The organism is Leifsonia sp., from assembly GCF_051955155.1.
Classification (GTDB): Bacteria; Actinomycetota; Actinomycetes; order Actinomycetales; family Microbacteriaceae; genus Leifsonia.
Genome location: NZ_JBQCGZ010000063.1, coordinates 21,553 through 48,343 on the forward strand (window position 1 = coordinate 21,553; position 26,791 = coordinate 48,343).

At 70.7% G+C, this 26,791-nt stretch carries 29 protein-coding genes and 1 tRNA gene; 18 read left to right on the top strand and 12 right to left on the bottom strand.

What is annotated here, in order from left to right; genetic code table 11:
- A complete protein-coding gene (locus ACTHMF_RS06270) occupies positions 1–1,203 on the bottom strand; it encodes a pyridoxal phosphate-dependent aminotransferase (RefSeq protein WP_440316735.1) in 1,203 nt (400 codons plus the stop codon).
- A gap of 169 nt (positions 1,204–1,372) precedes the next feature.
- On the opposite strand from ACTHMF_RS06270, the gene ACTHMF_RS06275 reads away from it, so the two are divergent.
- The 4 genes from ACTHMF_RS06275 (at position 1,373) to ACTHMF_RS06290 (ending at position 6,246) form a co-directional block, all read left to right on the top strand.
- The gene (locus ACTHMF_RS06275; protein ID WP_440316736.1) at positions 1,373–3,145 is read left to right on the top strand and encodes a S1C family serine protease; all 1,773 of its coding nucleotides are present in this window, start codon (positions 1,373–1,375) and stop codon (positions 3,143–3,145) included.
- A gap of 362 nt (positions 3,146–3,507) precedes the next feature.
- On the top strand, positions 3,508–4,551 hold the full coding sequence (locus ACTHMF_RS06280; protein WP_440316737.1) for a glycosyltransferase family 2 protein: 1,044 nt from the start codon (positions 3,508–3,510) through the stop codon (positions 4,549–4,551).
- Between the two features lie 2 nt (positions 4,552–4,553).
- Complete coding sequence (locus tag ACTHMF_RS06285) at positions 4,554–5,372, top strand: CDP-alcohol phosphatidyltransferase family protein (protein WP_440316738.1); 819 nt, start codon at positions 4,554–4,556, stop codon at positions 5,370–5,372.
- The gene (locus ACTHMF_RS06290) at positions 5,365–6,246 is read left to right on the top strand and encodes a glycosyltransferase family 2 protein (protein ID WP_440316739.1); all 882 of its coding nucleotides are present in this window, start codon (positions 5,365–5,367) and stop codon (positions 6,244–6,246) included. The genes ACTHMF_RS06285 and ACTHMF_RS06290 overlap by 8 nt, the downstream gene beginning before the upstream one ends.
- A 13-nt stretch (positions 6,247–6,259) precedes the next feature.
- On the opposite strand, the gene ACTHMF_RS06295 is transcribed toward ACTHMF_RS06290, so the two are convergent.
- From ACTHMF_RS06295 to ACTHMF_RS06320, 6 genes are all read right to left on the bottom strand, one after another.
- Positions 6,260–7,231 (bottom strand): hypothetical protein, encoded by a 972-nt coding sequence (locus ACTHMF_RS06295; RefSeq protein WP_440316740.1) that lies wholly within the window; start codon positions 7,229–7,231, stop codon positions 6,260–6,262.
- A 111-nt stretch (positions 7,232–7,342) separates the two neighbouring features.
- Positions 7,343–7,642, bottom strand: coding sequence for a helix-turn-helix domain-containing protein (locus ACTHMF_RS06300; protein ID WP_314146747.1), 300 nt, complete (start codon positions 7,640–7,642; stop codon positions 7,343–7,345).
- A gap of 109 nt (positions 7,643–7,751) precedes the next feature.
- Positions 7,752–8,066, bottom strand: a complete 315-nt coding sequence (locus tag ACTHMF_RS06305; protein WP_440316741.1) for a hypothetical protein — start codon at positions 8,064–8,066, stop codon at positions 7,752–7,754.
- 138 nt (positions 8,067–8,204) lie between these two features.
- Positions 8,205–8,939: an ABC transporter ATP-binding protein gene (locus ACTHMF_RS06310; protein WP_314146745.1), complete on the bottom strand. Its 735-nt coding sequence runs from the start codon at positions 8,937–8,939 to the stop codon at positions 8,205–8,207.
- A complete protein-coding gene (locus ACTHMF_RS06315) occupies positions 8,940–9,824 on the bottom strand; it encodes an ABC transporter permease (RefSeq protein ID WP_399552889.1) in 885 nt (294 codons plus the stop codon).
- 52 nt (positions 9,825–9,876) lie between these two features.
- On the bottom strand, positions 9,877–10,569 hold the full coding sequence (locus ACTHMF_RS06320; RefSeq protein WP_440316742.1) for an NTP transferase domain-containing protein: 693 nt from the start codon (positions 10,567–10,569) through the stop codon (positions 9,877–9,879).
- A gap of 377 nt (positions 10,570–10,946) precedes the next feature.
- Between ACTHMF_RS06320 and ACTHMF_RS06325 the strand changes: the two genes are divergently transcribed.
- Genes ACTHMF_RS06325 through ACTHMF_RS06335 form a run of 3 tightly spaced genes read left to right on the top strand, consistent with a single transcriptional unit; the run spans position 10,947 to position 13,781 of the window.
- Positions 10,947–11,924, top strand: coding sequence for an ABC transporter ATP-binding protein (locus ACTHMF_RS06325; protein ID WP_440316743.1), 978 nt, complete (start codon positions 10,947–10,949; stop codon positions 11,922–11,924).
- An 11-nt stretch (positions 11,925–11,935) separates the two neighbouring features.
- Positions 11,936–13,477, top strand: coding sequence for a hypothetical protein (locus ACTHMF_RS06330; RefSeq protein WP_440316744.1), 1,542 nt, complete (start codon positions 11,936–11,938; stop codon positions 13,475–13,477).
- Between the two features lie 25 nt (positions 13,478–13,502).
- A complete protein-coding gene (locus ACTHMF_RS06335; protein WP_314146739.1) occupies positions 13,503–13,781 on the top strand; it encodes a DUF3039 domain-containing protein in 279 nt (92 codons plus the stop codon).
- Positions 13,782–13,788: 7 nt separating this feature from the next.
- Here ACTHMF_RS06335 and ACTHMF_RS06340 read toward each other — a convergent pair whose 3' ends face one another.
- The gene (locus ACTHMF_RS06340) at positions 13,789–15,099 is read right to left on the bottom strand and encodes a nicotinate phosphoribosyltransferase (protein WP_440316745.1); all 1,311 of its coding nucleotides are present in this window, start codon (positions 15,097–15,099) and stop codon (positions 13,789–13,791) included.
- 52 nt (positions 15,100–15,151) lie between these two features.
- Here ACTHMF_RS06340 and murI point away from each other — a divergent pair, with 52 nt between their 5' ends.
- From murI to ACTHMF_RS06360, 4 genes are all read left to right on the top strand, one after another.
- Complete coding sequence (gene murI, locus ACTHMF_RS06345; RefSeq protein ID WP_440316746.1) at positions 15,152–15,970, top strand: glutamate racemase; 819 nt, start codon at positions 15,152–15,154, stop codon at positions 15,968–15,970.
- A 38-nt stretch (positions 15,971–16,008) separates the two neighbouring features.
- Positions 16,009–16,764, top strand: coding sequence for a ribonuclease PH (gene rph / locus ACTHMF_RS06350; protein ID WP_314146736.1), 756 nt, complete (start codon positions 16,009–16,011; stop codon positions 16,762–16,764).
- The gene (gene rdgB, locus ACTHMF_RS06355) at positions 16,764–17,357 is read left to right on the top strand and encodes an RdgB/HAM1 family non-canonical purine NTP pyrophosphatase (RefSeq protein WP_440316747.1); all 594 of its coding nucleotides are present in this window, start codon (positions 16,764–16,766) and stop codon (positions 17,355–17,357) included. Before rph ends, rdgB begins: the two co-directional genes overlap by 1 nt.
- 86 nt (positions 17,358–17,443) lie before the next feature.
- Positions 17,444–18,346, top strand: coding sequence for a cation diffusion facilitator family transporter (locus ACTHMF_RS06360; RefSeq protein WP_440316748.1), 903 nt, complete (start codon positions 17,444–17,446; stop codon positions 18,344–18,346).
- A 28-nt stretch (positions 18,347–18,374) separates the two neighbouring features.
- On the opposite strand, the gene ACTHMF_RS06365 is transcribed toward ACTHMF_RS06360, so the two are convergent.
- The 4 genes from ACTHMF_RS06365 to ACTHMF_RS06380 all read right to left on the bottom strand — a co-directional run bounded on the left by ACTHMF_RS06365 (position 18,375) and on the right by ACTHMF_RS06380 (position 21,944).
- Positions 18,375–19,079, bottom strand: coding sequence for a DedA family protein (locus ACTHMF_RS06365; protein WP_399552890.1), 705 nt, complete (start codon positions 19,077–19,079; stop codon positions 18,375–18,377).
- 289 nt (positions 19,080–19,368) lie between these two features.
- A tRNA-Leu gene (locus tag ACTHMF_RS06370) sits at positions 19,369–19,450 on the bottom strand.
- Positions 19,451–19,468: 18 nt separating this feature from the next.
- Positions 19,469–20,506 carry an LLM class flavin-dependent oxidoreductase gene (locus ACTHMF_RS06375; protein ID WP_440316749.1) on the bottom strand — a complete coding sequence of 346 codons (1,038 nt, stop codon included), beginning with the start codon at positions 20,504–20,506 and terminating at the stop codon, positions 19,469–19,471.
- A gap of 172 nt (positions 20,507–20,678) precedes the next feature.
- Complete coding sequence (locus tag ACTHMF_RS06380) at positions 20,679–21,944, bottom strand: MFS transporter (protein WP_440316750.1); 1,266 nt, start codon at positions 21,942–21,944, stop codon at positions 20,679–20,681.
- Positions 21,945–22,001: 57 nt separating this feature from the next.
- On the opposite strand from ACTHMF_RS06380, the gene ACTHMF_RS06385 reads away from it, so the two are divergent.
- From ACTHMF_RS06385 to ACTHMF_RS06415, 7 genes are all read left to right on the top strand, one after another.
- Entirely contained in the window at positions 22,002–22,319 is a 318-nt protein-coding gene (locus ACTHMF_RS06385; RefSeq protein WP_314146729.1) for a hypothetical protein, read from the top strand.
- A 57-nt stretch (positions 22,320–22,376) separates the two neighbouring features.
- Positions 22,377–23,495: a peptide chain release factor 2 gene (gene prfB, locus ACTHMF_RS06390; RefSeq protein WP_314146728.1), complete on the top strand. Its 1,119-nt coding sequence runs from the start codon at positions 22,377–22,379 to the stop codon at positions 23,493–23,495.
- Positions 23,492–23,923 (top strand): N-acetyltransferase family protein, encoded by a 432-nt coding sequence (locus ACTHMF_RS06395; protein ID WP_440316751.1) that lies wholly within the window; start codon positions 23,492–23,494, stop codon positions 23,921–23,923. The genes prfB and ACTHMF_RS06395 overlap by 4 nt, the downstream gene beginning before the upstream one ends.
- A 98-nt stretch (positions 23,924–24,021) precedes the next feature.
- The gene (ftsE, locus tag ACTHMF_RS06400; protein WP_440316752.1) at positions 24,022–25,140 is read left to right on the top strand and encodes a cell division ATP-binding protein FtsE; all 1,119 of its coding nucleotides are present in this window, start codon (positions 24,022–24,024) and stop codon (positions 25,138–25,140) included.
- A complete protein-coding gene (ftsX, locus tag ACTHMF_RS06405) occupies positions 25,137–26,042 on the top strand; it encodes a permease-like cell division protein FtsX (protein WP_314146725.1) in 906 nt (301 codons plus the stop codon). Before ftsE ends, ftsX begins: the two co-directional genes overlap by 4 nt.
- A gap of 61 nt (positions 26,043–26,103) precedes the next feature.
- Entirely contained in the window at positions 26,104–26,580 is a 477-nt protein-coding gene (gene smpB, locus ACTHMF_RS06410; RefSeq protein ID WP_314146724.1) for an SsrA-binding protein SmpB, read from the top strand.
- Positions 26,581–26,626: 46 nt separating this feature from the next.
- A partial coding sequence (locus ACTHMF_RS06415; protein ID WP_440316753.1) for a tyrosine-protein phosphatase occupies positions 26,627–26,791 on the top strand: 165 nt, incomplete at its 3' end.

Below are 26,791 nucleotides of genomic sequence, written 5' to 3' on the forward strand. Positions count from 1 at the left end.
TCAGGAGCCCGCCGCAAGCGCCCCGAGCCGCCGCGCCGCCTCCTCCAGCACCTCGACGCGCTTGCAGAAGGCGAAGCGCACGAGGGAGGCGGTGCGCCGCGCGTAGTCGTCGCGACAGAACGCGGCGAGCGGGACGGCGACGACGCCCGCCAGCTCGGGGAGGCTGCGGCAGAACTCGACCGCGTCCGGGTGGCCGAGCGGCGCGGCGTCGGCGACGACGAAGTAGGTCCCGTCCGACGGCGCCACCGCGAAGCCGGCGGCGCGCAGGCCCGCGGACAGCACATCCCGCTTGTGCCGCAGCGCCGCGGCGATCCCGCTGAAGAACGCGTCGGGCAGGGCGAGGCCGGCCGCCATCGCGGGCTGGAACGGCGCGCCGTTGACGTAGGTGAGGAACTGCTTCACCGCGAGCACCGCCGTGACGAGGTCGGGCGGAGCGGTGAGCCAGCCGACCTTCCAGCCGGTCGTGTTGAACGTCTTGCCGCCCGAGGAGATCGTGACCGTGCGCTCCCTGGCGCCCGGCAGCGTCGCGATCGGTATGTGCGCAGGGCCGAAGGTGAGGTGCTCGTACACCTCGTCCGTGACGATGATCGCGTCGTGGCGCTCGGCGAGGGCGACGATCTCGGTCAGCAGCTCGCGGTCGAAGACCGCTCCGGTGGGATTGTGCGGCGTATTGACGAGGATGACCCTGGTGCGGTCGGTGACCGTCTCCCGGAGCCGTTGCAGGTCGGGACGGAAGTCGGGCAGCTCCAGGGGCACGGTGCGGTGCACACCGCCCGCGAGGGCGATCACGGCACCGTACTCGTCGTAGTAGGGCTCGAAGGTCACCACCTCGTCGCCGGTCTCCAGCAGCGCCAGCAGGGCCGCCGCGATCGCCTCGGTCGCCCCGGCGGTGATGAGCACCTCGTGGTCCGGGTCGAGCTCGAGCCCGTAGAACCGGCGCTGGTGGTCGGCGACGGCGGCTCGCAGCGCCGGAATGCCCGGGCCGGGCGGGTACTGGTTCTCGCCGGCGCGGATGGCGGCGATCGCGGCCTCTGTCACCTCGGCAGGGCCGTCCTCGTCGGGGAAGCCCTGCCCGAGGTTGATGGCGCCGGTGCGCACGGCCAGGGCGCTCATCTCGGCGAAGATGGTCGGCCGCACCGACCCGTCCGCGCCGAGCAGGCCTGCTCCTCCCGCGGCTCTGCGCCACGCTCCGCCGACGGCCATCCCGCACCCCTTCCGTGCCTCTGCACCCAACCTAGGCCCTCGTTCTCACCTCATGCATTCGGTACGTTATGGAGAGTCATCGGGAGGCGGAAGGTCGCCCACAGGACGTGCAAATAGAACACCCAGGTTTGGAACCCAAGCTGTCAGTGCTTGGAAGGAGCACCACACCATGACCGACACCCCGATCACTCCGGAGCCCGCGAAGCCCCAGCACGACGCCGACACCGACTCGGTCGTGGATGCTGCGGCGGCTCCCGCACAGACCCCTGCCGAGGAGCGCGCCGCCGAGGCCGCCCCGGCTCCCGCCGCGGACGCCGCTCCGGCTCCCGCAGCGCCGCAGGCTCCCGTCGCCGCCGACGGCGGCTGGACCATCCCTGCCCAGCAGCAGCCCAGCGCGCAGCAGCCGACGGCAGAGCAGCCGACCGCGCAGCAGCCGACCGCGCAGCAGCCGACCGCGCAGCAGCCCACCGCGCAGCAGCCGACCGCGCAGCAGCCGACCGCGCAGCAGCCCACCGCGCAGCAGCCGCAGTACCACCAGACGCAGCCGACGCAGCCCGTCCACCCGCAGCCTTACGGCCAGCCCGCAGGCCACACCGGCGCCCCGGACTACGGCAACGGCTCCTTCGGCCAGCCAGCCGGCCAGCCCGGCCCGTACGCCCCCTACGGCCAGCAGCACGGCTACTCGACAGCGCCCGGATCCGAGCCGGTGAAGACGAAGAAGCGGACCAGCACCGGCCTCATCATCGCCACCCTCGCCATCGGCGCGCTCATCGGCGGTGTCGCCGGCGCCGGCGCCGGCGTCGGCCTGTACTCGGCCACCTCCAACAACGCCACGATCAAGACCGTGTCGGGCCCGCAGAACATCACGGTGAACGACACGAACAACGCGACAACGATCACTGCGGTCGCCGCCAAGGCCTCGCCGAGCGTCGTCACGATCAACGTCAGCGCGTCCAGCGAGGGCGGCACCGGCTCCGGCATCGTGCTCACCTCCGACGGCTACGTCCTCACCAACACCCACGTCGTCACGCTCGACGGCCAGGCCTCCGACGTGAACGTGTCCGTCACCGACAACGACGGCAAGATCTACTCCGCCAAGATCGTCGGCACCGACCCGACGACCGACCTCGCCGTGATCAAGCTGGACGGCGCCTCCGGCATGACGCCGATGACCTGGGCGAACTCCAGCAAGCTCAACGTCGGCGACACCACCGTCGCCATCGGCGCCCCGCTCGGACTCTCCGGCACCGTCACCGACGGCATCGTGAGCGCGCTCAACCGCTCGATCAGCATCGCGTCCTCCGCGGCGCCGAAGTCCAGCGACGGCACGGACGGCAACGGCAACAACGGCCAGCAGAACCCGTTCAACTTCGACTTCCCCGGTCAGGGCGGCGGGTCCACCCAGCAGCAGCAGAGCTCGTCCGGGACGATCTCGCTGCCGGTCATCCAGACCGACGCGTCGATCAACCCCGGCAACTCGGGCGGCGCGCTGCTGAACAGCAAGGGCGAGCTGATCGGCGTCAACGTCGCGATCGCGAGCGCGGGCGGCAACAGCTCCTCGAGCGGCCAGTCCGGCAGCATCGGCGTCGGCTTCGCCATCCCGTCGAACCTCGCCAAGCGGGTCTCCGACGAGATCATCAAGAACGGCTCCGCCACGCACGGCCTGCTCGGCGCCTCTGTCGCCGACGCGAGCTCGGACAGCAAGGCGACCACCGTCGGCGCGCTGATCAAGAGCGTCACCAGCGGCGGCGCCGCGGCGAAGGCGGGTCTGGCCGAGGGCGACATCGTCGTGAACTTCAACGGCACCCCGATCACCGACGCCACCGACCTGACCGCCCAGGTGCGCGCACTCGCCGCCGGCGCGACCGCCGACATCACCTACATCCACAACGGCCAGTCGAAGACCGCGACGGTGACCCTCGGGTCGCTGACCACGGACTGAACCCCGTTCTCCTCGTAGGCCGTCCCGCCCAGCGCGGGGCGGCCTTCGGTGTCGCTGCGCTCGGCCGGCCCGGAAGGCCGACTGGTAAGCCCTTCGGCGTCGCTGCGCTCGGCCGGCCCGGAAGGCCGACTGGTAAGCCCTTCGGCGTCGCTGCGCTCGGCCGGCCCGGAAGGCCGGCTGGTAAGCCCTTCGGCGTCGCTGTGCTCGGCCGGCCCGGAAGGCCGGCTGGTAAGCCCTTCGGCGTCGCTGTGCTCGGCCGGCCCGGAAGGCCGACTGGTAAGCCCTTCGGCGTCGCTGTGCTCGGCCGGCCCGGAAGGCCGACTGGTAAGCTCGGGGCCGACCCGAAACGACGAATGGACCAGATGCCGGACCTCAGTGCGGACACCCTCCCCGGTGTCTCCTACGTGATGCCCGTCCTCAACGAGGCGACCCATGTCAGGGCGGCCGTGGACAGCCTTCTCGGCCAGGACTACACCGGTCCGTTCGAGGTGACCATCGCGCTCGGGCCGAGCATCGACGGCACGAACGAACTGGTCGAGGAGCTCGCAGCGGTCGACTCCCGCATCCGCGTCGTCGACAACGAGATCGGGTCGACTCCCGCGGGGCTCAACCTCGCGATCCGCGAGTCCCGGTTCCCGATCGTCATCCGGGTGGATGCGCACAGCGTCCTGCCCCCGGATTACGCGCGCATCGCCGTCGAGACCATCCTCGCCACCGGAGCCGACAACGTCGGCGGCCTGATGGACGCGCAGGGAACGACGCCCTTCGAGCGCGCGGTGGCGCGCGCCTACGGCAGCCGCGTCGGCCTGGGCGGCACCAAGCTGCACGTCGGCGGCGAGGCCGGCCCGGCCGAGACCGTCTATCTCGGCGTCTTCCGCCGCGACCGCCTGCTGGAGGTCGGCCTCTTCGACGAGGAGATCAAGCGCGGACAGGACTGGGAGCTGAACCGGCGCCTCCGGCAGAGCGGGGGGACCGTCTGGTTCACCCCGCGCTTGAAGGTGACCTACCGCCCCCGGCCGAACCTGTACCGGCTGGCCAGGCAGTTCGTGTCGACCGGCGTGTGGCGCGGCGAGCTCGCCCGGCGCTTCCCCGCCTCCAACGGCCTGCGCTACTTCGCGCCGCCGGTCATGGTGGTCGGGGTGGCGATCGGCCTGCTGCTCGGCATCGCCGGCATCGTCCAGGCGCTGCTGGGAGCGGCGCCGTGGCTGCTGTGGGGCTTCGCGATCCCGGTCGCGTACCTGCTGATCGTGGTGGTCTCGGCGCTGGTGTGGGGGCGCAGGGACGGCTTTTCGTCGTTCCTCTGGTTTCTCGTAGTCTTGCCCTGCATCCATTTCAGCTGGGGGATCGGCTTCATCCTCGGATACCTGTCGCTCACCAGGAACATCACGGCCCACACGGGAAGGTAGGCATGTCAGCACCGGCAACCGGAGGCCACGGCGCGCGACCCGCCTCGATCGCGGAGCTGCGGGCGGTGGCGCAGCCTCCCGAGGTCCGTGGGCGGCGCAACGCCGAGCACTGGACGGCGTCGCTGTACCTGCGGAACCTGTCGCCGTACCTCACCTGGGTGCTGCTGAAGACCTCGATCTCGGCCAACGGCGTCACCGGGCTGATGATCCTCACCGGCTGGGCGACCGCGGCCAGCCTGCTCATCCCCGGGATCGGCGGCGCCGCGCTGGCGCTCGTGCTCGGCCAGCTGCAGATGCTCGTCGACTGCTGCGACGGCGAGGTGGCCCGCTGGCGGCGCACGTCGTCGCCCGCCGGGATCTTCCTGGACAACGTCGGCCACTACACGACGGAGACGCTGATCGCGATCGTGCTCGGCATCCGGGCGGCCGGGTACCCGTTCGAGGCGCCGCAGGACTTCCTGTGGACGAACCTGGGCACTCTGCTCGCGCTCATCATCGTGCTCAACAAGGCGCTGAACGATATGGTGCGGGTGGCGAGGGCGAACGCCGGCCTGCCGAAGCTCGCCGACACCCAGGCCGCGTACGCGCCGACGCACGGGCTCATCGCAACGCTGCGCAGGGCCGCGCGCTTCCTGCCGTTCCACCGCCTGTACCACTCGGTGGAGCTGACCATCCTGATCTTCGTGTTCTCCATCGTCGGCCTCTTCATCGGCTCCACGCTGGCCGACCGCATCCTGCTGTGCGCGCTCGTGCCCCTGGCGCTGCTGGCGATCGTCGGCCACTTCGTGACCATCATGTCCTCGCGGCGCGTCCGTGGCTGAGCCGACCGTCGCGGTCGTGGTGCTCACGCAGGGCACCCGCCCCGTCGAGCTGCGGCACGGCCTGGAGTCGGTGCTCGCCCAGCAGGGCGTCCGCACCGACATCGTCGTCGTCGGCAACGGCTGGGACCCGGCGACCGCCGACCCCGCCCTTCCGGACGGCGTGCGCTCGCTCGCGCTGCCGGAGAACGTGGGGATCCCCGCCGGCCGCAATCGCGGCGTTCCCCTGGTGGCGGGGGACTGGCTGTTCTTCCTGGACGACGACGCGGACATCCCGTCGCCCACGTTCCTCGCGGACGCGATCGGGAAGCTCGTGGCAGACCCGTCCATCGGGATGCTGCAGCCGCGGTTGCGCGCGCAGAACGGCAAGCCATCGCCGCGCCGCTGGATCCCGCGGATCCGCAAGGGCGACCCGGCGACCCCGAGTCCCGTCTTCTCGGTGCTGGAGGCGGTCATCGTGATGCCGCGGGCGGTGTTCGAGCGCGCGGGCGGCTGGGCCGACCCGTTCTTCTACGCGCACGAGGGCATCGACCTCGCCTGGAAGGTGTGGGACCAGGGCAAGCGGGTCTGGTACGCGGGCGACCTCGTGGCCGAGCACCCGGCGGTCTCGCCGACGCGGCACTCCTACTACTACCGGCTGAACGCGCGGAACCGGGTGTGGCTGGCGCGCAGGAACCTGCCGGCCGTCCTCATCCCGCTCTACGTCGGCTCCTGGACCGCCATCCAACTGCTGCGCTGGTTCCGCAAGCCCGCGGTCCTGCGGCCCTGGTTCGCGGGCTGGGCGGAGGGCTGGCGCACCGATCCCGGCGAGCGCCGGCCGCTGCGCTGGCGCACGGTGTGGCGGATGACGCTCGCCGGCCGGCCGCCCATCGTCTGACCCGGCGGCGCCGTCAGCCGTCGGTGCCGTCCGCCTTCTCCACGGTGTCCTCTCGCTGCCGGCGCGCGCTCTCGATGGCCAGGGGCGGCTGGGCGGGGGAGTCCGGGTCCGACGGCGCCGGGAGCGCGCGTCCGCCCCGCCGCACACCGGGGATGCGCGTCGGTACCGCGCTGCGGAGCACCCGCCCGGCACGCATGACGCCGGCCCCTGCGGACGTGCCGAGGCGGCGGACCGCTCCCGGTCCCTCCGCGGGCAGCAGTGCCTCCGGGATGACGCTCGGCGGCGGCCCGAACGCGAGCCGGGAGTTGAGGACGACGCGCTTGCCCAGGATGTGGTTCCCGGTGCCGCCGATCACCGCGCCGATCCCGAACGGGATGGCGCGGGCCACGATCGACGCGCCGCCGCGCACCGCGAACTGCCGGATGAACGCGCTGCGCAGCCGGTCGACCAGGGGCCCGACCACCATCGCGGGCAGGTTGGAGGTGACCAGCTCGCCCCAGTAGGCGGTGCGGACGACGCCGCTCCCCGTCACCTGGCCGGCGAGCTGGCGGACCAGGTCCGTCCCCTCGCGGCCGAGCATCATCGTGAGCACCAGGGCGCGTGCCCGCGCCGGATCGTCGACGGCGATGCCGTGCAGCTCGCTCAGGGACTGCGCGTAGAGGGCGGTGGACTCGAGGAAGCCCGCGGTCTCGAGCCCCGACAGCGCCAGGGTGACCCCGGTACCGATGGCGGGGATCACCGCGGTCGCGCCGACCGCTGCGCCGCCGGTGGTCACCGCGGCGAGGTAGCGGCGTTCGAGCATCGCGGCGAGCTCGGGCGCCGTCGCGTCCGGGTGCCGGCGTCGCAGACCGCGCAGGTGAGCGACCACCACGGGGCGCTGGATGCCCAGGAAGCGATCGAGCGTCGCATCCACGGAGCGCGGGGTATCGCCACCGCGCGGGGGGCCGCCGGTGACGGAGACGAAGGGTTCCTGCTTCTTGGCCATCGTTACCGAGTGTAGGCGCGGCCCGGGAAACCGCGAGGGCCCGCGCGCGGGTTGCGCGCGCTCGGCCCGCGCCCGCCGATCGCGCGGCGGGACAGGACGGGCGCCGGCCGGTCAGCGGTGGGCGTCCCTCGCCTCGATGAACGACCGCGCCGTGAACACGTCGTAGCGCGGCGGGAGATCGTCGACGCCGATCCCGTCCGTGAGCGCGCTCACCTCGATCCCGAGCACGCTCGCGATCCGGATGATCGTGGTCAGGCTGGGATTGGAGCTTCCGCGTTCGATCTTCCCGTAGTTGGTCACGTGCATCTGAGCGAGCTCGGCGATGCTCTCCTGGCTGAGCCCGAGCGCGATCCTGGCGCTGCGGACGCGGTCGCCGAAGAGCTGCGCGGCCGGAGATAACGGTTGTCTCATATCCCATGCCTACGGTGAGCCTCTCTTTCCGGGCCAGAGCGGCCGGGCCTCCCCGGTCGAGCCTCGGACTCGAATGCGCGCGAATGCACGCACTGCGTGCGCCCGGACGTCAGAAGCTGATCTGCCACAGGTACTCGCGCCCGTCGGGAGGGAACCAGCGCAGCACGAGGAGCGTGTCGCGGGAAGGACCGGGGACCAGGTCGGCACGCACGGCCTCCCCCGGGCGGATCGAGGCGGGCGAGCTCACGCGGACGTCGGACGCGCCGGCGATGGTCACCGTGACGCCGCGGAGCTCCTGAGTGCCCGCGTTGACGATGCGGTAGTGCGGTGCCGCGCTGCGGTCGACGACCCACGGGACGGGGTAGGCGATGCGTCGCGTGCGGGGCTGCGGGAGAGGGGCGCGGAGGTTGCGAAGGTGTCTCATGGCAGCCACGGTAGTTACGGCCTCCGACGCTCAGACCCCGGAATCGGGCGTTCGGACCTCCTTTGTGGACAACTCGGCGGAATTCTTTCTGTGGAGGAATCTCCGCTCGCCCGGAAATCGCCGCTGGCCAGGGGTTCCTCAGGCTCCGTAGTCGGTGTTGTAGAGCTCGAGGACGTCCTCGATCGGGCCGTCCAGAACGAGGGCGCCCTTGTCGAGATAGAGGCCGCGCGCGCAGAAGCGACGCAGGTCCTTCTCGTTGTGCGAGACGAAGAACAGCGTCCTGCCGTCGGCGAGCAGCTCCTCGATGCGCCGGTAGCACTTCTCGCGGAAGCCGCGGTCGCCGACCGCGAGCACCTCGTCCACCAGCAGCACCGGCTCCTCCAGCTGGGAGATGACGGAGAACGCGATGCGCACCTTCATGCCGCTGGACAGGTGCTTGTACGGGGTGTCGACGAAGTCGGCGATCTCGGCGAAGCCGATGATCTCGTCGAAGCGCGCGTCGACCTGCGCCTTCGTCATCCCGTGCAGCCCCGCGGTCAGGTACACGTTGTCCCGCACCGTCAGATCGTCGACGAAGCCGCCGGTGATCTCGATCAGGGGGGCGACGCCCTCCGTCACGCGCACCCGGCCCTCGTCCGGCAGGAGGACGCCGGCGACGAGCTTCAGCAGCGTCGACTTGCCCTGCCCGTTTCTGCCGACGACCCCGATGGCCTCGCCGGCCTGCACCTGGAACGACACGTCGCGGAGCGCCCAGAAGTCGTCGGGACGGGTGCGCCGCTGCCGGGAGGCGAACAGGTCTTTGAACGATCGGCGGGCGCCGCGGTTGCGGCGGAAGCGCACGCCGAGCCCGGCGACGTCGATGACGACAGCCACTCAGATCTCCTTCAGCACATCGCGCTCGTAGCGCTTGAACACCAGCCAGCCGATCAGCAGGATCAGCACCGACATCGCGGCGCTCACGCCCACCAGGAACCAGTCGAGCTCCTGCGCGAAGAACGTCGCGCGGTACAGGCTGAAGATGCCCGTCAGCGGGTTGAACGCGGACCAGAAGTGCAGCGAGAACAGGGTGTCGGTCGAGGCGCCGGGATGCGCGGCGACGTACGCGGCGCAGTGCTTGGCCGCGACTCCGCCGCCGCAGCCGCCCGGAAGGTCGCGCGCGCTGTAGATGATCGGGGAGGCATAGAAGAGGAAGCGCAGCGCGAGCTTGACGACGCGCTCCAGGTCCCGGAACAGCACGACGAGGGGAGCGATCAGCAGTCCGATGCCCACGGTCAGCACCACCTGGATGAGGATGGCGAGCGGGAAGAGCAGGATGTCGATGTTCACCTTCGCCCCCGTCGCGATGGCGAAGACGGCGAGGACGGGGAGCGAGAGCAGGAACTCGATGCCCTTCGACGCGACGATCCTGTTCACCCAGATGGTGCGCGGGATCATCGTGGAGCGGATCAGCTTCGACTCGCGCAAAAACGCCCGTGTGCTGTCCGAGACCGCGCCGTTGAACCACATCCACGGCAGCAGCGCCGCGAGCAGGAACACGATGTACGGGTCCTCGCCGACGCCGCGGTGGAAGATGACGGTGAAGACGAACCAGTAGATGGCGCTCATCACCAGCGGGTCCAGGATGGACCACAGGTAGCCGAGGGCGCTCGTCGAATACCGGACGCGCAGATCGCGCTTGGTCAGCAGCCACAGCGAATGGCGGTAGCGCGCGAACCGGGTGCGCTGCTCGGGGCGCACGTCAGCGGAAGTACTCGTCACGGGAACCCATCGTATTGATCGAAGCTGCGTGAGTCGTCACGCGGCGCTTCGACTATACGAAAAGATTCGCGCGCTCCAGGTCCTCCTGGAAGTCCACCTCGACGGCGTACAGGTCGGAGATGTCGACGGGTTCGACCAGCATGCGGTCCTGCTCGATCGCCAGCTCGATGCCGCGCTCGAAGTAGTCCTGGTCGGCGACGCGCTGCAGCTGGCGCAGCAGAGCGGCCTTGTCCGTGCTGGAGACGTAGTTGATGCCGACCGCCTCGCCGAGGCCGCCCTTGACCGTCTTGGACAGCTCCTGGATGTAGCCCTCGGGGCCGGTGGTGTACTTGACCTCCTCGTCGGCGACCGACGAGGTGTTGACCGTCACGAAGGTCTGGTCGCGGGCCACCATCGCGGCGCCGCGCACCAGGACGGCCGGGTCGAAGACGACGTCGCCGTTCATCCAGAGCACGCCGCCGGGCGCGGAGGCCTGCAGGGCGCGCATGAGGCTCTTGGAGGTGTTGGTCTGGTCGTACTGCTCGTTGTAGACGAACTCGGCGTCCGGGAACGCCTCGATGATGTGCTCCAGCTTGTAGCCGACGACGATGGTGACCTTGACGTCCTTGTCGAACGCGGCGTGGATGTTGTCGAACTGCTGCTGCATGATCGTGCGGCCGTCGTTGAGCTCCGTCAGCGGCTTCGGCAGGCTGCGCCCGAGGCGGCTGCCCATGCCGGCGGCGAGGATCACTACCTGAGTCGTCACAATCAATCTCCTTGAGTCCGCGCGACAGAGGGGCGGCGACCGTCGCCGCGTCCGCTGTTCCCCCGGATGTCGCCCGGAGTTCACTCGCGCATTACGCGTATCGACACCTCGTTATGCCTCCGCAAGACTACCGGCGACCCTCGTCCGGGGGCAGGGCTTGACGGATGTCGTTGTGGGGTCGTTATCTTCCACACAGCACTTTCCAAGGCGCTCAGACTCGTGGAGAGCGGCCCGCGGGGGCTACGCAGACACTCCTGTCTTGGTACGGTTGCGTGGTGAGTTCCGAGCGCGCGCGACCCGACGGCACACGGCCTGAGGAGGTCCCGGCCGAGTCCGCGGAACCGGCTCTCACGCAGAAGCACCAAGGGGGAACTGCAATGGCCGATGGCACGAACGCGGAGGCGGAGTCCGCTCCGGCCGCGACCCCGCGCAAGCGGGCGCCGAAGACGGCGGCCGCTGCTGCGGGGAGCAGCACGCGCGCGCCGTCGCAGCGCAAGCGGTCGACGGCGGCGAAGGCCACCCCGGCGCAGCGCACGACGAAGGCCGCGTCCGCACCGCAGACGGTGCCCGCCCCGAAGCCCGTCGTCGACACGCGCCCGACCGTCCTCGCCCTCAGCGGCCTGCACAAGTGCTACGGCGACACGGTCGCCGTCCACGACGTGAGCCTGGACGTCCGCGAGGGATCGTTCTACGGCATCGTCGGTCCCAACGGGGCAGGCAAGACCACCACGCTGTCGATGGTCACCGGACTGCTGCGTCCCGACGCCGGCCGCATCGTCGTGCACGGCGTCGACGTGTGGGCGGAGCCGGTCCGCGCCAAGCACGTCATCGGCGTGCTGCCCGACAAGCTGCGGCTCTTCGACCGGCTCACCGGGGCCCAGTTCCTGCACTACGCGGGGACGCTGCGCGGCCTGAGCGCGAAGACCGTCCGCTCCCGCTCCGCCGATCTCGCCGCCGCCTTCGGGATCGAGGACGCCCTCGGCAGGCTCGTCGCCGACTACTCCGCAGGGATGACGAAGAAGATCGCCCTGGCCGCCGCCATGATCCACTCGCCCCGGCTGCTCGTGCTCGACGAGCCGTTCGAGTCCGTCGACCCGGTCTCCGCCGCGAACGTCATCGACATCCTGCAGCGCTACACGGCCGCCGGGGGCACCGTCGTGCTCTCCAGCCACGGGATGGACATGATCCAGCGGGTGTGCGACAGCGTCGCCATCATCGTGCGCGGCGAGGTCCTCGCCGCCGGGACGATCGACGAGGTCAGAGGAGAGCAGACGCTCGAGGAGCGCTTCGTCGACCTGGCAGGCGGACGCAAGGCAGCGGAGGGCATGGAGTGGTTGCACAGTTTCTCCGACTGAAGCTCCAGCTCATGGGCAACGCCTTCCGGCGCAGCCCGTGGCAGGTGTTCGGACTGGTGCTCGGGCTGCTCTACGGGGCGGTCACGACCGTCATCGTCGTTGCGGCCCTGGTGGCGGCGCGGATGGCGCCCGATGCGGCGGCCGTGCACACGGTCCTCGTCGTCGTCGGCTCGATCGTCGTGCTCGGCTTCGTGCTCCTGCCGCTGCTGTTCGGCGTCGACGACACGCTGGAGCCGCGCCGGTTCGCGCTGTTCGGCATCCCGACCCGGCCGCTCGCCCTCGGCCTGTTGCTGTCCGGGCTGATCGGCGTCCCCTCCGTCGTGCTCGCCCTGTGCAGCCTGGCGACCGTGATCACGTGGTCGCGCGACGCGGGCGCGGCCGCGCTGGCGCTGGTCTGCGCGGCGATCATCGTGCTGACCTGCGTGCTCGCCTCCCGGGTCTCGACCGCGCTCGCCTCCTCCTTCCTCGCCACGCGCCGGTCGCGCGAGGCGGGCGGGGTGATCGGAACGCTCCTGCTGGTGCTGCTCGCCCCGGTGATCCTGCTCCTGCTCACCGTCGACTGGGGCCGCGACGGTCTCGCGGCGCTCGGCGGCTTCGCGGGCTGGCTGGCCTGGACGCCGCTCGGCGCGGCGTGGAGCGCGCCGGGAGCTGCCGCGGAGGGCGAGTGGGGCGTCGCGCTGCTGCAGCTGCTGATCGCGGTCGTGGTCCTCGGCCTGCTCTGGTTCGCGTGGGAGGCGCTCGTCGAGCGCGTGCTGCGGACGCCGGTCAGGGAGGCGCACACCCGCGCGTACAGCGGGCTGGGCTGGTTCGACCGGCTGCCGGGCGGCCCGACCGCCGCGATCGCGGCGCGGTCCATCACCTACTGGGGCCGCGACGCCCGCTACTGGGTCTCGCTGATGATGGTGCCCGTCATCCCGGTGTTCGTGATCGTCGCTCTCGTGCTCGCGGGGCTCCCGATCCACTGGGTCGTGCTCGTGCCGCTTCCGCTGGTGTGCCTCTTCATCGGCTGGGCGACGCACAACGACCTCGCCTTCGACAGCACGGCCATCTGGCTGCACCTCGTCTCCGGGACGCGGGGCGTCGCGGACCGGCTCGGGCGGATGTTCCCGTCGGTGCTGATCGGCATCCCCGTGATCGCGATCGGCTCCGTGCTGACGACCGCCGTGTTCGGCGACTGGGCGGTGCTGCCGTCGGTCGCCGCGCTGAGCGGGGCGATCCTGGTGATCGGGCTGGGGCTGTCCAGCGTGACCTCGGTCCTGTTCCCGTATCCGGCGACGAAGCCGGGGGACAGCGCGTTCAGCCAGCCGCAGACCTCGGGCGCGTTCGCCGCGCTCGCCCAGTTCTTCAGCATCTTCGCGATCATCCTGCTGTCGTCTCCCGTGCTCGTCTTCCTGGTGCTCGGCCTGACCGTGAACGCGTTCTGGCTCGGGATCGCGCCGATAGCCGCCGTGCTGATCGGCTTCGCCGCGTTCTTCGGCGGGACCTGGATCGGCGCGCGCGCGTTCGACCGGCGCGGGCCGGAGATCATGGCGTTCGCCAACCGCAACGACTGACGGCTCGCGCGTTTACACTGGAGGCATGAACGACGCCAGCATCTCCGAACCCGGCGGCCTGCCGACGGGCGGCGGCGCGACCACGCTCGACCGCGAGCTGGAGGAGCTGCTCCAGAACGTCGACCCCGGCGACCACGAGCGCTTCTCGCACTACGTGAAGAAGGAGCAGATCCTCGAGTCCGCGGTCACCGGCAAGCCGGTCAAGGCGCTGTGCGGCAAGAAGTGGACGCCGGGGCGCGATCCCGAGAAGTTCCCGGTCTGCCCCACCTGCAAGGAGATCTACGAGAAGCTGCGGGACGAGTAGTCCGGCCTCACTCGAAGAGCGTCGGCAGCACCGGGTCGCCCCGGCCGAGCCGGAAGGCCTGATCGGGCAGTTCCCGCATCGCGAGCTCGCGGTGCTCGCGCGCGCGTCGCGTCCCCTCCGGGCCGAGGTGCTCGCGGTGCACCTCGCCGTCGGTGATCAGCGGGACCAGCAGGTCGCGGCCGGTGTCGTCGGGGACGTCGCCGCCCTCGACGATGTGGATGACCTCCGCGACCGCGCGGCCGGCGGCATCGTGCCTGCGCACCGGGTGCTTCCTGCCGCCGATGCTCGCCTTGCCGTCGGACTTCTTCGCCACCGGGATCCACGCGCCGTCCGAGCCGTGCTCGCGGTGCGCCACCAGCTTGTAGACCATCCCGGAGGCCGGGTAGCGGGAGCCTGTGACGACCGACGTGCCGACGCCGTACGAGTCGACGGGGGAGGCGGCGAGGGCGGCGATGGTGAACTCGTCCAGGTCGTTGGTGACGGTGATCTTCGTCGCCGTCGCACCGAGGGAGTCCAGCTGGTCCCGCACCTGGCGCACGAGCTTGGGCAGGTCGCCGGAGTCGAGGCGGACCGCGCCGAGCCCGGGACCGGCGACGCGGACGGCGGTCTCGATCGCCCGCTCCACGTCGAAGGTGTCGACGAGGAGCGTCGTGCCGGGGCCGAGCGCCTCCACCTGGGCGCGGAACGCGTCCTCCTCGCTGTCGTGCAGCAGCGTGAAGGCGTGCGCGGCCGTGCCCATCGTCGGGACGCCCCAGGTGCGGCCGGCCTCGAGGTTCGAGGTGGCGCCGAAGCCGGCGATGAACGCGGCGCGGGCCGCGGCGACCGCGCTGCGCTCGTTGGCGCGCCGTGAGCCCATCTCGGCGAGCGGACGGCCGACGGCGGCGGTCACCATGCGCGCCGCCGCGGAGGCGACGGCCGAGTCGTAGTTGAAGACGCTGAGGATGAGCGTCTCCAGGATGACCCCCTCGGCGAACGGCGCGTCCACGATCAGGAACGGCGAGCCGGGGAAGAACACCTCGCCCTCCCGATAGCCGCGGATGGTGCCGGAGAACCGGTAGTCGGCGAGCCAGTCGAGGGTCTCCTGGCGCACGACCGCGTTCTCGCGGAGGTACTCCAGCTCGTCGTCGCCGAACCGGAACGCCTCCACCAGCTCCAGCAGCCGCCCTGTCCCGGCCAGGATGCCGTACCTGCGGCCGGCGGGGAGCCGCCGGGTGAAGGCCTCGAAGACGCACTCGCGCTCGTGCGTGCCTGCCAGCAGTGCGGCGTCGAGCATCGTGAGTTCGTAGCGGTCGGTCAGGAGCGCGGAGGACTCGGTCACCCGACCACCATACCGGCGGAGACCCGGGGCGGGCGGGGTAGGCTGGACTGCTGTGAGTGATGCGCCGATCGGGATCTTCGACTCGGGCGTCGGCGGCCTGACCGTCGCCCGCGCCATCAGGGACCAGCTCCCGAACGAGTCGCTGCTGTACGTCGGCGACACGGCGCACTCCCCGTACGGCCCGAAGCCGATCGCCGAGGTGCGCCGGTACTCCCTCGAGGTGCTCGACTTCCTCGTCGACCAGGGCGTCAAGCTGCTCGTGATCGCGTGCAACACCGCGTCCAGCGCCGTGCTGCGGGACGCGCGCGAGCGGTACTCGGTGCCGGTGATCGAGGTCATCCAGCCGGCCGTGCGCCGCGCCGTCGCCGCCACCAGGACGGGTCGCGTCGGCGTGATCGGCACCGTCGGGACGGTCGCCTCCCGCGCCTATGAGGACGCCTTCGCCGCCGCGCCGACGCTCCAGCTGTTCACCCAGGCCTGTCCGCGGTTCGTCGAGTTCGTGGAGGCCGGGATCACCAGCGGCGACGAGGTGCTGCAGGTCACCGCCGACTATCTGGCGCCGCTGCGGGATGCGGACGTCGACACGCTCGTGCTCGGCTGCACGCACTACCCGTTCCTGAAGGGCGCGATCTCGTACGTGATGGGCGAGGGCGTCTCCCTGGTCTCCAGCGACACCGAGACGGCCAAGGACGTCTACCGCACCCTCGTCGGCGGCGGCCTGGAGCGCCGGGCCGCCACCGGCCCGACCATCCGCTACGAGGCCACCGGCGACGACGCCGACGACTTCCTGCGCCTGGCGCACCGCTTCATCGGCCCCGAGGTCTCGCGGGTCGACCTGGTGCAGACCGGCGTGATCGACCTGCCGCTGTGAGCAGCGGGAGCAACCGCCCCACCACCTCGAGGAGAGACATGTCCGACACCACCCGCGCCGATGGGCGCACCGCCGGGGCGCTCCGGCCCGTCACCATCGAGCGCGGCTGGAGCCGCCAGGCCGAGGGCTCGGCACTGATCTCGTTCGGCAACACCCGCGTGCTGTGCACGGCATCCTTCACCAACGGCGTCCCGCGCTGGATGGCGGGCAAGGGCCGCGGCTGGGTCACGGCCGAGTACGCCATGCTGCCCCGCTCCACCAACGAGCGGATGGACCGCGAGGCCGTCAAGGGCAAGATCGGCGGCCGCACGCACGAGATCAGCCGCCTGATCGGCAGGAGCCTGCGCGCCGTCGTCGACATGAAGGCGCTGGGCGAGAACACCATCGTGCTCGACTGCGACGTCCTGCAGGCCGACGGCGGCACGCGCACCGCGGCGATCACCGGAGCGTACGTCGCCCTCGCCGACGCACTGGAGTGGGGACGCCAGCACCGCTTCATCGCGCAGAAGGCGACGCCGCTGATCGACTCGGTGTCCGCTGTCTCGGTCGGGATCATCGACGGAACGCCCATGCTCGACCTGGCATATGTCGAGGATGTCCGCGCGGAGACGGACATGAACGTCGTCGTCACCGGCCGCGGCCTCTTCGTCGAGGTGCAGGGGACGGCCGAGGGCGCCCCGTTCGACCGCGGCGAGCTGAATGCGCTGCTCGACCTCGCGCTCGCCGGCACGACGGAGCTCGCCGGCATCCAGACCGCCGCGCTCGCCTCCTCCGAGCTCGGGATCGAAGGCTGATGGTCCGCGTCGTCCTCGCGACCCACAACCCGCACAAGGCCCGCGAGTTCCAGCAGATCCTGGGCGACGCCGTCCCGGGCCTGGAGATCGTCTCCTACGACGGCCCGGAGCCCGTGGAGGACGGCGTCAGCTTCGAGGAGAACGCGCTGATCAAGGCGCGCGCGGCCGCCGCGCACACCGGGCTCCCGGCGCTGGCCGACGACTCGGGGATCTGCGTGGACGCGATGGGCGGCGCGCCTGGCATCTTCTCCGCGCGCTGGGCGGGCCGGCACGGCGACGCGCAGGCCAACCTCACGCTCCTGCTCGACCAGCTGGCCGAGCTCCCGGAGGGCACCCGCGGCGCCCACTTCACCGCGACGCTCGCACTGGTCGTCCCGGGCGGGTCGACCACCGTCGTCGAGGGCATCTGGCCGGGCCGGATCGCGTCGGAGGCGCGCGGCGAGCACGGCCACGGCTACGACCCGATCTTCATCCCGGAGGGCTTCGACGAGACGGCGGCCGAGCTCGGACCGGACGTCAAGAACGCGCAGAGCCACCGCGCCAGGGCGTTCGCGGCGATCGCGCCGGCGCTGCGGTCCCTGGCGTCGGGGTGACGCCCTCCGCGATAACGAGAACGGCACTCATTCCTATCTAGCGGGATCGCTGGCGGCGGGGCCGACTTCTATCTACCGTAGAAGTGATGAGTCACAACCATGGGCACGCCGCCAACCGCAACCGACTCCTGATCGCGATCGGGATCGTGGCGGCGGTGCTCGTCGTGGAGGTCGTCGGGGCCCTGCTGAGCGGGTCGCTGTCGCTGCTGGCCGACGCCGGGCACATGCTCAGCGACCTGACCGGGCTGATCGTGGCGCTCATGGCGACCATCGTCGCCGCGCGGCCGGCGACCGACCGGCAGACCTTCGGGTTCCGGCGCGCGGAGGTGTTCGGCGCGCTGATCAACGGGCTGATCCTCGTCGCCGTCGCGGTGTCCGTCACCATCGGCGCGATCGGCCGCCTGGTGAACGGCGAGGCGGAGGTGCAGTCGACGCCGATGCTCGTCGTGGCCGCCATCGGCCTGGTCGCGAACGTCGGTGCGCTGCTGCTGCTGCGTCCCGCCGCCGGTCACTCGATCAACATGCGCGGCGCGTACCTGGAGGTGCTCGGCGACCTGATCGGCTCTGTCACCGTCATCGTCGCCGCCGTCGTCATCATGCTCACGGGCTTCGTGCAGGCGGACGCGATCGCGTCGCTGCTGATCGCCGTGTTCATCGTCCCGCGCGCGTTCCTGCTGCTCAGGGACGTCGTGCGGGTGCTGAGCGAGGCGGCGCCCGCCGACACCGACGTCGCCGAGATCCGGGACCACATCCTCGGGACGGCGGGCGTCGTCGCCGTCCACGACGTGCACGTCTGGGCGATCACCTCCGGCGCGCCGGTGTTCACGGCGCACGTCGTGGTGGAGCCTGCGGTGTTCCGCTCCGGCGGGACCGGGCGGCTGCTGGACGAGCTCTCCGGCTGCCTCTCGAAGCACTTCGACGTCGAGCACTCCACGTTCCAGCTGGAGCCGGCCGAGCACGCGGCGCACGAGGACGAGTTCCACCGCTGAGTTGCTGCGGCGCGGGGCCTCCGCGGCCTCAGGCGTCGGGGCTGGTGGCGGGGCGCGTCCCGGCCGCCTCGTCGGCGATGCGCTTCTTCTTGGCCTTGCGCACCGACTGCACGTAGTGGAACAGCGTGGGGATGAGCGTGATCACGACCGCGCCGATCAGGATGATGTCGATGTAGTTCGACACGAACCGCGCCACCGGCGGGATGTAGCCGATCAGGTACCCGAAGAACGTCAGGCCGGCGCCCCAGATCAGCGCGCCGATCGCGTTGTAGAGCGAGTACTTCTTGTAGTTCATGTGGCCGACGCCCGCCGCGACCGGGGCGAACGTGCGCACGATCGGCACGAAGCGGGCGAGGATCACCGCGAGCGCGCCGAAGCGCTCGAAGAAGTGGTTGGTCCTCCGCACGTTCTCCATGCTGAACAGACCGCTCTCCTTGCGCTCGAACACCCGTGGCCCCGCCTTGTGCCCGATCAGGTAGCCGACCTCGCCGCCGAGGAACGCGGCGATCGCGATGAACAGCGCGACCCACCAGACGTCGAAGCCGAACACCGGGTGGTCGCTGTGCGAGAGCAGCCCGGAGATGACGAGCAGCGTGTCGCCGGGGAGCAGGAAGCCCACCAGCAGGCCGGTCTCGGCGAAGATGATGCCGCACACCACCAGGAGCGCCCAGGGGCCCGCCGCGGAGATGATCGTGTGCGGGTCGAGCCAGGGGATGAGGCCAGCGTGGTGGATCAAGACTCTCCAGGGGATCGGGTGCGGGTGCAGCCGAGTTTACTGGGCTCAACCTGCACGCGCCGTGCGAATTCCGCAGCGGCTGCAAAGATCATCCTGTGGTCTGACTGTGGCCTTGCTGATCGCACCATGGGGCGATGGCGCACGCGCCCGCGGCGACCACGAACTCGCACACAAGGGACGCGACTCGCCGTGTCGTCTGGGTATCCGCGGCGTGTCGGGTCCCCTGCGGTGGTCCCGCTGTCCCGAGTCGTGACGCCGGCCGCGCGACGGCGGTACCGGACAGCGGTGCGGGAGAAGGGACTCGAACCCTCACGCCGTGAAGCACAGGAACCTAAATCCTGCGTGTCTGCCAGTTTCACCACTCCCGCAGCGCGCGCTGGGCGCGGCTACGACAATAGCTCATCGACGCGCGGGGCCACCTCGGTGCCGTAGAGCTCGATGGCGCGCATGAGGTGGTCGTGGCCGAGCGTCCCGTTGCTGATCTTCAGGTCGAAGCGGGTCAGCCCGAGGCCCTTCGCGGCGTACGCGATCTTCTTCGCCACCGTCTCCGGGGAGCCGACGACGAGCGCTCCGTCCTCCGCCGCCTCGTGCTCGAAACGCGCGCGGGTGGCGGGCGGCCAGCCGCGCTCGCGACCGATCCGGTTGGTCATCGCCTCGTAGTGCGGCCACAGGATCTCCTTGGCCTCCTCGTCGGTCGCGGCGACGAAGCCGGGGGAGTGAACGCCGATCGGCAGGTCGGTGTCCATCCCGAACTGGTCGAGCGCGGTGCGGTAGAGCTCGGCGAGCGGCTGGAAGCGCATCGGGCCGCCGCCGATGATCGCGATCATCAGGGGCAGGCCGTACCGCGCGGCGCGGACGACGGACTCCGGGCTGCCGCCGACGCCGATCCAGGTCTTCAGCAGGCCGTTCTCCACCGGCGGGAAGACGGACTGGTTCGTCAGGCTCGGGCGCAGCGCGCCCTGCCAGGTGACAGGCTCCTGGGTGCGGAGCGCGGCGAACAGGTCCAGCTTCTCGTCGAAGAGCTCCTCGTACTGCGCGAGGTCGAAGCCGAACAGCGGGAACGACTCGATGAACGAGCCGCGGCCGAGGATGACCTCCGCGCGCCCGCCGGAGACGCCGTCGAGGGTCGCGAACCGCTGGAAGACGCGCACCGGGTCGTCGGAGCTGAGCACGGTGACGGCGGAGCCGAGGTGGATGCGCTCGGTCCGCCCGGCGATCGCGGCGAGCACGACCTCGGGGGAGGAGATGGCGAAGTCGCGGCGGTGGTGCTCGCCGAGCCCGATGAAGTCCAGTCCCACCTGATCGGCGAGGACGCCCTGCGCGACCACGTTGCGGAGCGCCTGCGCGTGCGGCAGCAGGTTCCCGTCCGCGTCGGCGGTGACGTCGCCGAAGGTGTCGATGCCCAGTTCCAGCGTTGCCGCCATGCGATCCTCCCGATTCATGCGTTTGCATCGAGTCCGAACCGCCGGCGCCGGGACGCTATTCCCGGCGTGGCCGCGGCCCCGCAATCGCTTCCTGAGTTTTGCACGCCGAGCGCCGGCGTGTCGCGTGAACAACTCGGGAAGCGATGGCGGGGGCCGTGCCCGCACGCGCGACTCAGGCGGTGCGCGGGCGGCGCGGCACGTAGCGGGGGATGTACCTGGCGAGCATCCCGGCGCCGACGAGTCCGAGCAGCCCCATGATGCCGCTCGCGAACGAGATCGACACGACGGCCGTCAGCAGCGAGACGAACAGGGGAGCGGCGGCCTGACCGGCGTCCCCGGCGAAGCGCCAGGCGCCGAGGAACGCCGCGGGCTTCTCCTTCGGTGCGAGGTCGGCGCCGAGCGTCATGATGATGCCGGAGCCGATGCCGTTGGCGACCGACAGGAAGATCGAGACGCCGATGTACCACGCGACCTTCGCGTCCAGATCGTGCGTGAAGGCGAGGACGGCGAACCCGGTCCCCAGGCCAAGCATCGACGGGATGGCGCTCCACATCCGGCCGAACCGGTCCATGATCTGGCCGCTCGCGTAGAACAGCGCGAAGTCGACGGCGCCCGCGATGCCGATGATCAGGGCGGTGTTCGACTCGCTCAGCCCGATCGACACCGCCCAGAGCGGCATCAGGACCGTGCGGGCGGACCGCACGGCGGCGACGAGCGCGACGCCGGAGCCCATCCGCGCGAGCACAGCGCGGAACGACCAGATCGTGCGGAACAGCCCGTGTGTCCGCTCCTCCGCGTCCTCCTCTCCCGCGGTCAGCAGCTCGCCCGCCGCGTCTGCGACCCGCGGGCTCGGCCCGAACATCTTCTCGGGGTCGGGAAGGGTGAGCAGCACGATGACCGACCCCAGGCAGCTGATGACGAAGATCCAGAACACGGACTGCGTCGAGCCGGTGGCGGCGATCACACCGGAGGCGATCAACGGCCCGACGAACCAGCCGCCGCGGAAGATGCCGCCGAGGGTGCTGAGCGCGCGCGCCCGGTAGCGCGGCGGGACGTAGGTGGTCATGAACGCGTGCCTGGCCAGGGCGAACACAGCGGTCGCCAGGCCGACCAGGAAGATCCCCGCCATCAGCACCCAGTAGTTCGGCGCGAGCAGGCAGACCACCACGCCCAGGATCGCGACGCCGGCCGCGCCGACCATCGACCAGCGCTCGCCGATGCGCGAGACGATCCAGCCGCTCGGGATGTCGCCGGCGAGCTCGCCGAGCATCACCATCGACGCGATGAAGCCGGCCATCGCGAGCGACGCGCCCAGATTCCCCGCCGCGATCGGGATGATCGGGATGATCGCGCCCTCGCCGATCGAGAACAGCAGAGTGGGCAGGAAGGCGGCGAGGGCCACGGAGCGGAAACTGAACGGGCGCTCGTCGGAAGTCATGTCGTTAACACACTACAACTGTCGTCGCGGCTCTCCGCGGTGCATAGGGTGGGGGCCGTGAACGGTCCCGTCAGAGCCTCCGCCGCCTTCGTCCTGATCTGGGCGGCGGGCGTTCTGCTGATCCTGTGGGTGTGGGGCTGGGAGGTGGTGTGCTCCGCCGCGGACGGCGAGCCGTGCGACCCGGCGTCGCGCAACCGGCCGGCGATGATCGCCCTCGGCGGGATGGGCGCGCTCGCGGTGGCGGGTGCCGTCCTGCTCCCGGTGCGCAGATGGCGCGTCCGGTTCGGCCCCTGGCTGCTCGTCGCGACGGCGCTCGTCGCGCTGATCGGCACGTTCGCGACGATCTGGTCCTCCGGGTTCGCCGTCGGCTTCTGAGGTCCGCCGGCGCCTCCCGCGCCCGCCGCGCCCGCGGCCGGTAGGCTGGAGGACGCCATGATTGAACTGGACCTCTCCCCGCAGATCGCCGAGCTGCGCTCCACCCTCGGCGACATCACCGCCGTCGTCGATGTCGACAAGCTCCGTGCGGAGATCGCCGACCTGAGCGAGAAGGCGGGAGCGCCGGACCTCTGGGACGACACCGCGAACGCCCAGAAGGTGACGAGCGCGCTCAGCCACCGGCAGGCCGAGCTCGGCAGGATCACCACGATCGAGCGCCGGCTCGACGACCTGGAGGTGCTCGTCGAGCTCGCCAACGAGGGCGACGACGAGGAGTCCGCGGCCGAGGCCCGCGCCGAGCTCGAGTCGCTGCAGAAGGCGCTCGGCGACCTCGAAGTGCAGACGCTGCTGAACGGCGAGTACGACGAGCGCGCCGCGATCGTCACCATCCGCTCCGGAGCGGGCGGAGACGACGCCACCGACTTCGCCGAGATGCTCATGCGCATGTACCTGCGCTGGGCGGAGCAGCACAAGTACCCGGTCAAGGTCATGGACACCTCCTACGCGGAGGGTGCTGGCATCAAGTCGGCCACGTTCGAGGTCGACGTTCCGTACGCCTTCGGCACCATGTCGGTCGAGGCGGGAACGCACCGGCTCGCCAGGATCAGCCCGTTCGGCTCCGCCGACAAGCGCCAGACGTCGTTCGCCGCGGTCGAGGTCATCCCGCTCATGGAGGAGGCCACCGAGGTGGACATCCCCGAGGGCGACATCCGCGTCGACGTGTTCCGTTCCTCCGGCCCCGGCGGCCAGTCGGTCAACACCACCGACTCCGCCGTGCGCATCACGCACCTCCCGACCGGCATCGTCGTCTCGATGCAGAACGAGAAGTCGCAGATCCAGAACCGCGCCGCGGCCATGCGCGTGCTGCAGACCCGCCTGCTGCTGCTGCAGAAGGAGGAGGAGGCCGCCAAGAAGAAGGAGCTCGCCGGCACCATCACCGCGAGCTGGGGCGACCAGATGCGCTCCTACTTCCTCTACGGCCAGCAGCTGGTGAAGGACCTGCGCACCGGGTACGAGTCCGGCAACCCGTCCGCCGTCTTCGACGGCGACCTGGACGGCTTCATCGCCGCGGGCATCCGCTGGCGCGCGGGCAAGAAGGCGGGCGACGAGGAGTGAGCTCCGTCGTCGTCGAGCGCGTCGTCGCCGCGGGCGACGAGGTGATGGAGGCGGTGCAGCGGCTGCTGCCCCAGCTCTCGGGCTCCGCCGTCGCCGATCCTGCGGTCGTCGCCTCCGTCGTCGAGAGCGCGTCGACCTCGCTGTTCGTCGCGCGGCTCGACGGCCGCATCGTCGGGATGGCGTCGCTGGTGGTCTACCCGCTCGTCACCGGGATGCGCGGGCATGTGGACGACGTCGTCGTCGACGAGTCCGCGCGCGGCCACGGCTGCGCGCGCGCCCTGCTGCAGCGGCTGATCGAGGAGGCGGAGCGCAACGGCGTCCGCTCGCTCGAGCTGACATCGCGTCCCTCCCGCGCGGCGGCGATCGCCCTGTACGAATCGGTCGGATTCGTGCGGCGCGAGACCGGCGTCTTCCGGTACGCGGGATAGCGCTCGCACACCTCGCGTCCGGCTCGCTGTCAGGCTTGCGGCCGGTTGGCATGTCGCTACTGCGGGATCGGCACCGGGGTGCTTAGTCTCTAGAGGTCATGATCCGGTTCGAACACGTATCCAAGCAGTACTCGGGCACGACGCGCCCGGCGCTCAACGGCATCAACCTGGAGGTGCTGCGCGGTGAGTTCGTCTTCCTCGTCGGCGCGTCCGGGTCGGGCAAGTCGAGCTGCCTGCGCCTCATCCTGAAGGAGGAGAAGCCCACCAAGGGCAAGATCCACGTGCTGGGGCAGGACCTCGGCACGATCTCCTCCCGCAAGGTCCCGTACTTCCGCCGCAACATCGGCGTCGTCTTTCAGGACTTCCGCCTCCTGCCGAACAAGAACGTCTTCCAGAACGTCGCGTTCACGCTGCAGGTGATCGGCAAGTCCCGCGGCTTCATCCAGGAGGCCGTCCCCGACGTCCTCAAGATGGTCGGCCTGGACGGCAAGGCCCAGCGCCTCCCGCACGAGCTCTCCGGCGGTGAGCAGCAGCGCGTGGCGATCGCCCGCGCCGTCGTGAACAAGCCGCAGATCCTGCTCGCCGACGAGCCGACGGGAAACCTGGACCCGGCCACCAGCGCCGGGATCATGGCTGTCCTGGAGCGGATCAACGCCGGCGGCACGACCGTCCTGATGGCGACGCACGAGGCAGCGATCGTCGACCAGATGAAGCGCCGCGTCATCGAGCTGGTGAACGGTCAGATCGTCCGCGACGAGCGGCACGGCGGCTACGGCGTGACCACCGCGATCCCGCTGCCGGGAGCCGTCGACGGGGTCCCCGTCGTGCTTCCGGTGCAGACGCCGGCCGCGCCAGGGCCCTCGGCCACCCAGCCGCAGGCTCAGCCGGTCCAGCAGCCGTCCGCGGCCGAGCCGATGACGCGCCCGCACGCCCCGGTCTCGAACCCGCAGGCGCCCGTCTCGGCGCCGCCGACCGGTCAGCAGCCGGCGTACGCTCCGCCGCAGCAGCCGCAGGCAGCGCCGGAGCCGGTCCCGGCCGCGCAGCCGGCCGCCGAGCGCTACCCGGCGCCGGTGCAGTTCGCGACCGCTCCTGTGCCCCCGCCGCCCGCGGGCGAAGGGCTGCCCGAGCACCTGAACTTCACCGCCAACCTCGACCTGCGCGGCCTGCGCGAGGACACCGACCGCGACGGCGAGCAGAATGTGGGGCCGACGAAATGAGATTCGGACTCATCTGGTCCGAGGTCGGCAACGGCCTCCGCCGCAACCTCTCGATGGTCGTCTCGGTCATCCTCGTGACGTTCATCTCGCTGACCTTCGTCGGTACCGCCGCCCTGCTGCAGCTGCAGATCGGGCAGATGAAGACGTACTGGTACGACCGGGCGCAGGTCGCGGTCTACATGTGCACGCAGACCGACAACTGCCAGGGCGGGGCCGCCACCGAGCAGACCATCGCCGCGGTCGAGAAGCAGCTGGAGTCGCCCGAGCTCGCGCCGTACATCCAGAAGTTCTACTTCCAGGACCAGAAGCAGGGCTACGAGCAGTTCAAGCAGCAGTTCAAGGGCAATCAGATCGCCGACTACGTCACGCCGGACATGATCCCGCAGACGTTCTGGGTGAACCTGAAGAACCCGAACCAGTCGGACGTGCTCTCCGAGACGCTGTCCGGAAGTCCCGGCGTGCAGAGCGTGGTCGACCAGCGCAGTTATCTCGACCAGATCTTCCGGATCCTCTCGACTGCGAGCTACACCGCGCTCGGGATCGCCGCGCTGATGCTGGTCGCTGCGGTGCTGCTGATCGCGACGACGATCCGGCTGTCCGCGTTCTCGCGGCGCAGGGAGATCGGGATCATGCGGCTCGTGGGCGCGTCCAACCGGTTCATCCAGACGCCGTTCATCATCGAGGGGGTGATCGCCGCGCTCATCGGGGCGGTGCTCTCGGCGGTGGTGATCACGGTGATCGTGCAGGTGTTCGTGCGCGGCGCGCTGCAGAACAGCATCCAGTCGATCAACTTCGTGTCGATGGAGCAGGCCTGGCCGGTCATCCCGCTGATCATCGTGATCGGCGTCGCGCTGGCCGCCATCAGTGCGAACTTCGCCATCAAGCGCTACCTCAGGGTGTAGGCTGATCTGCTGCCCGCGCGCCGTGCCGGGCAGCATTCCGCCGTAACGAACAGGAGCAGCTGTGCCCAGGGAACGTGGCCAGAAGGTCGTGGCCACCAATCGCCGAGCGCGCCACGACTACACCATCGAGGACACCTACGAGGCCGGACTGGTCCTCACCGGGACCGAGGTCAAGTCGCTGCGCGAGGGACGCGCGTCGCTCGTCGACGGCTATGCGTTCGTCGACGGGGGAGAGGCGTGGCTCGACGCCGTGCACATCCCCGAGTACCTGGACGGCACCTGGAACAACCACGCCCCGCGGCGCAAGCGCAAGCTGCTGCTGCACAAGGCGCAGATCCTCAAGATCGAGAACAAGGTCAAGCAGGGCGGCTACACGATCGTGCCGCTGCAGATCTACTTCAACGACGGACGCGCGAAGGTGGAGATCGCGGTCGCCAAGGGCAAGCGGGAGTACGACAAGCGCCAGGCCCTGCGCGAGCGCCAGGACAAGCGCGAAGCCGAGCGCGCCATCTCCAGCCGCAAGCACCTCGGCGAGTAGCGGCCGCCACGCCGGCGGCGTCGGTGCGGGATGGCAGACTGATGCCATGAGCACGCTCGCGCAGCGCATCCCGGTCAACGGCACCTACAACTTCCGCGACGTCGGAGGGTACGCGGCAGCGGGCGGAGCCGTCCGCAGCGGCAAGCTGTTCCGGTCGGACGGGCTCGCCCGGCTCGGCGAGGAGGGCAGGAGGAGCCTCGAAGAGCTCGGC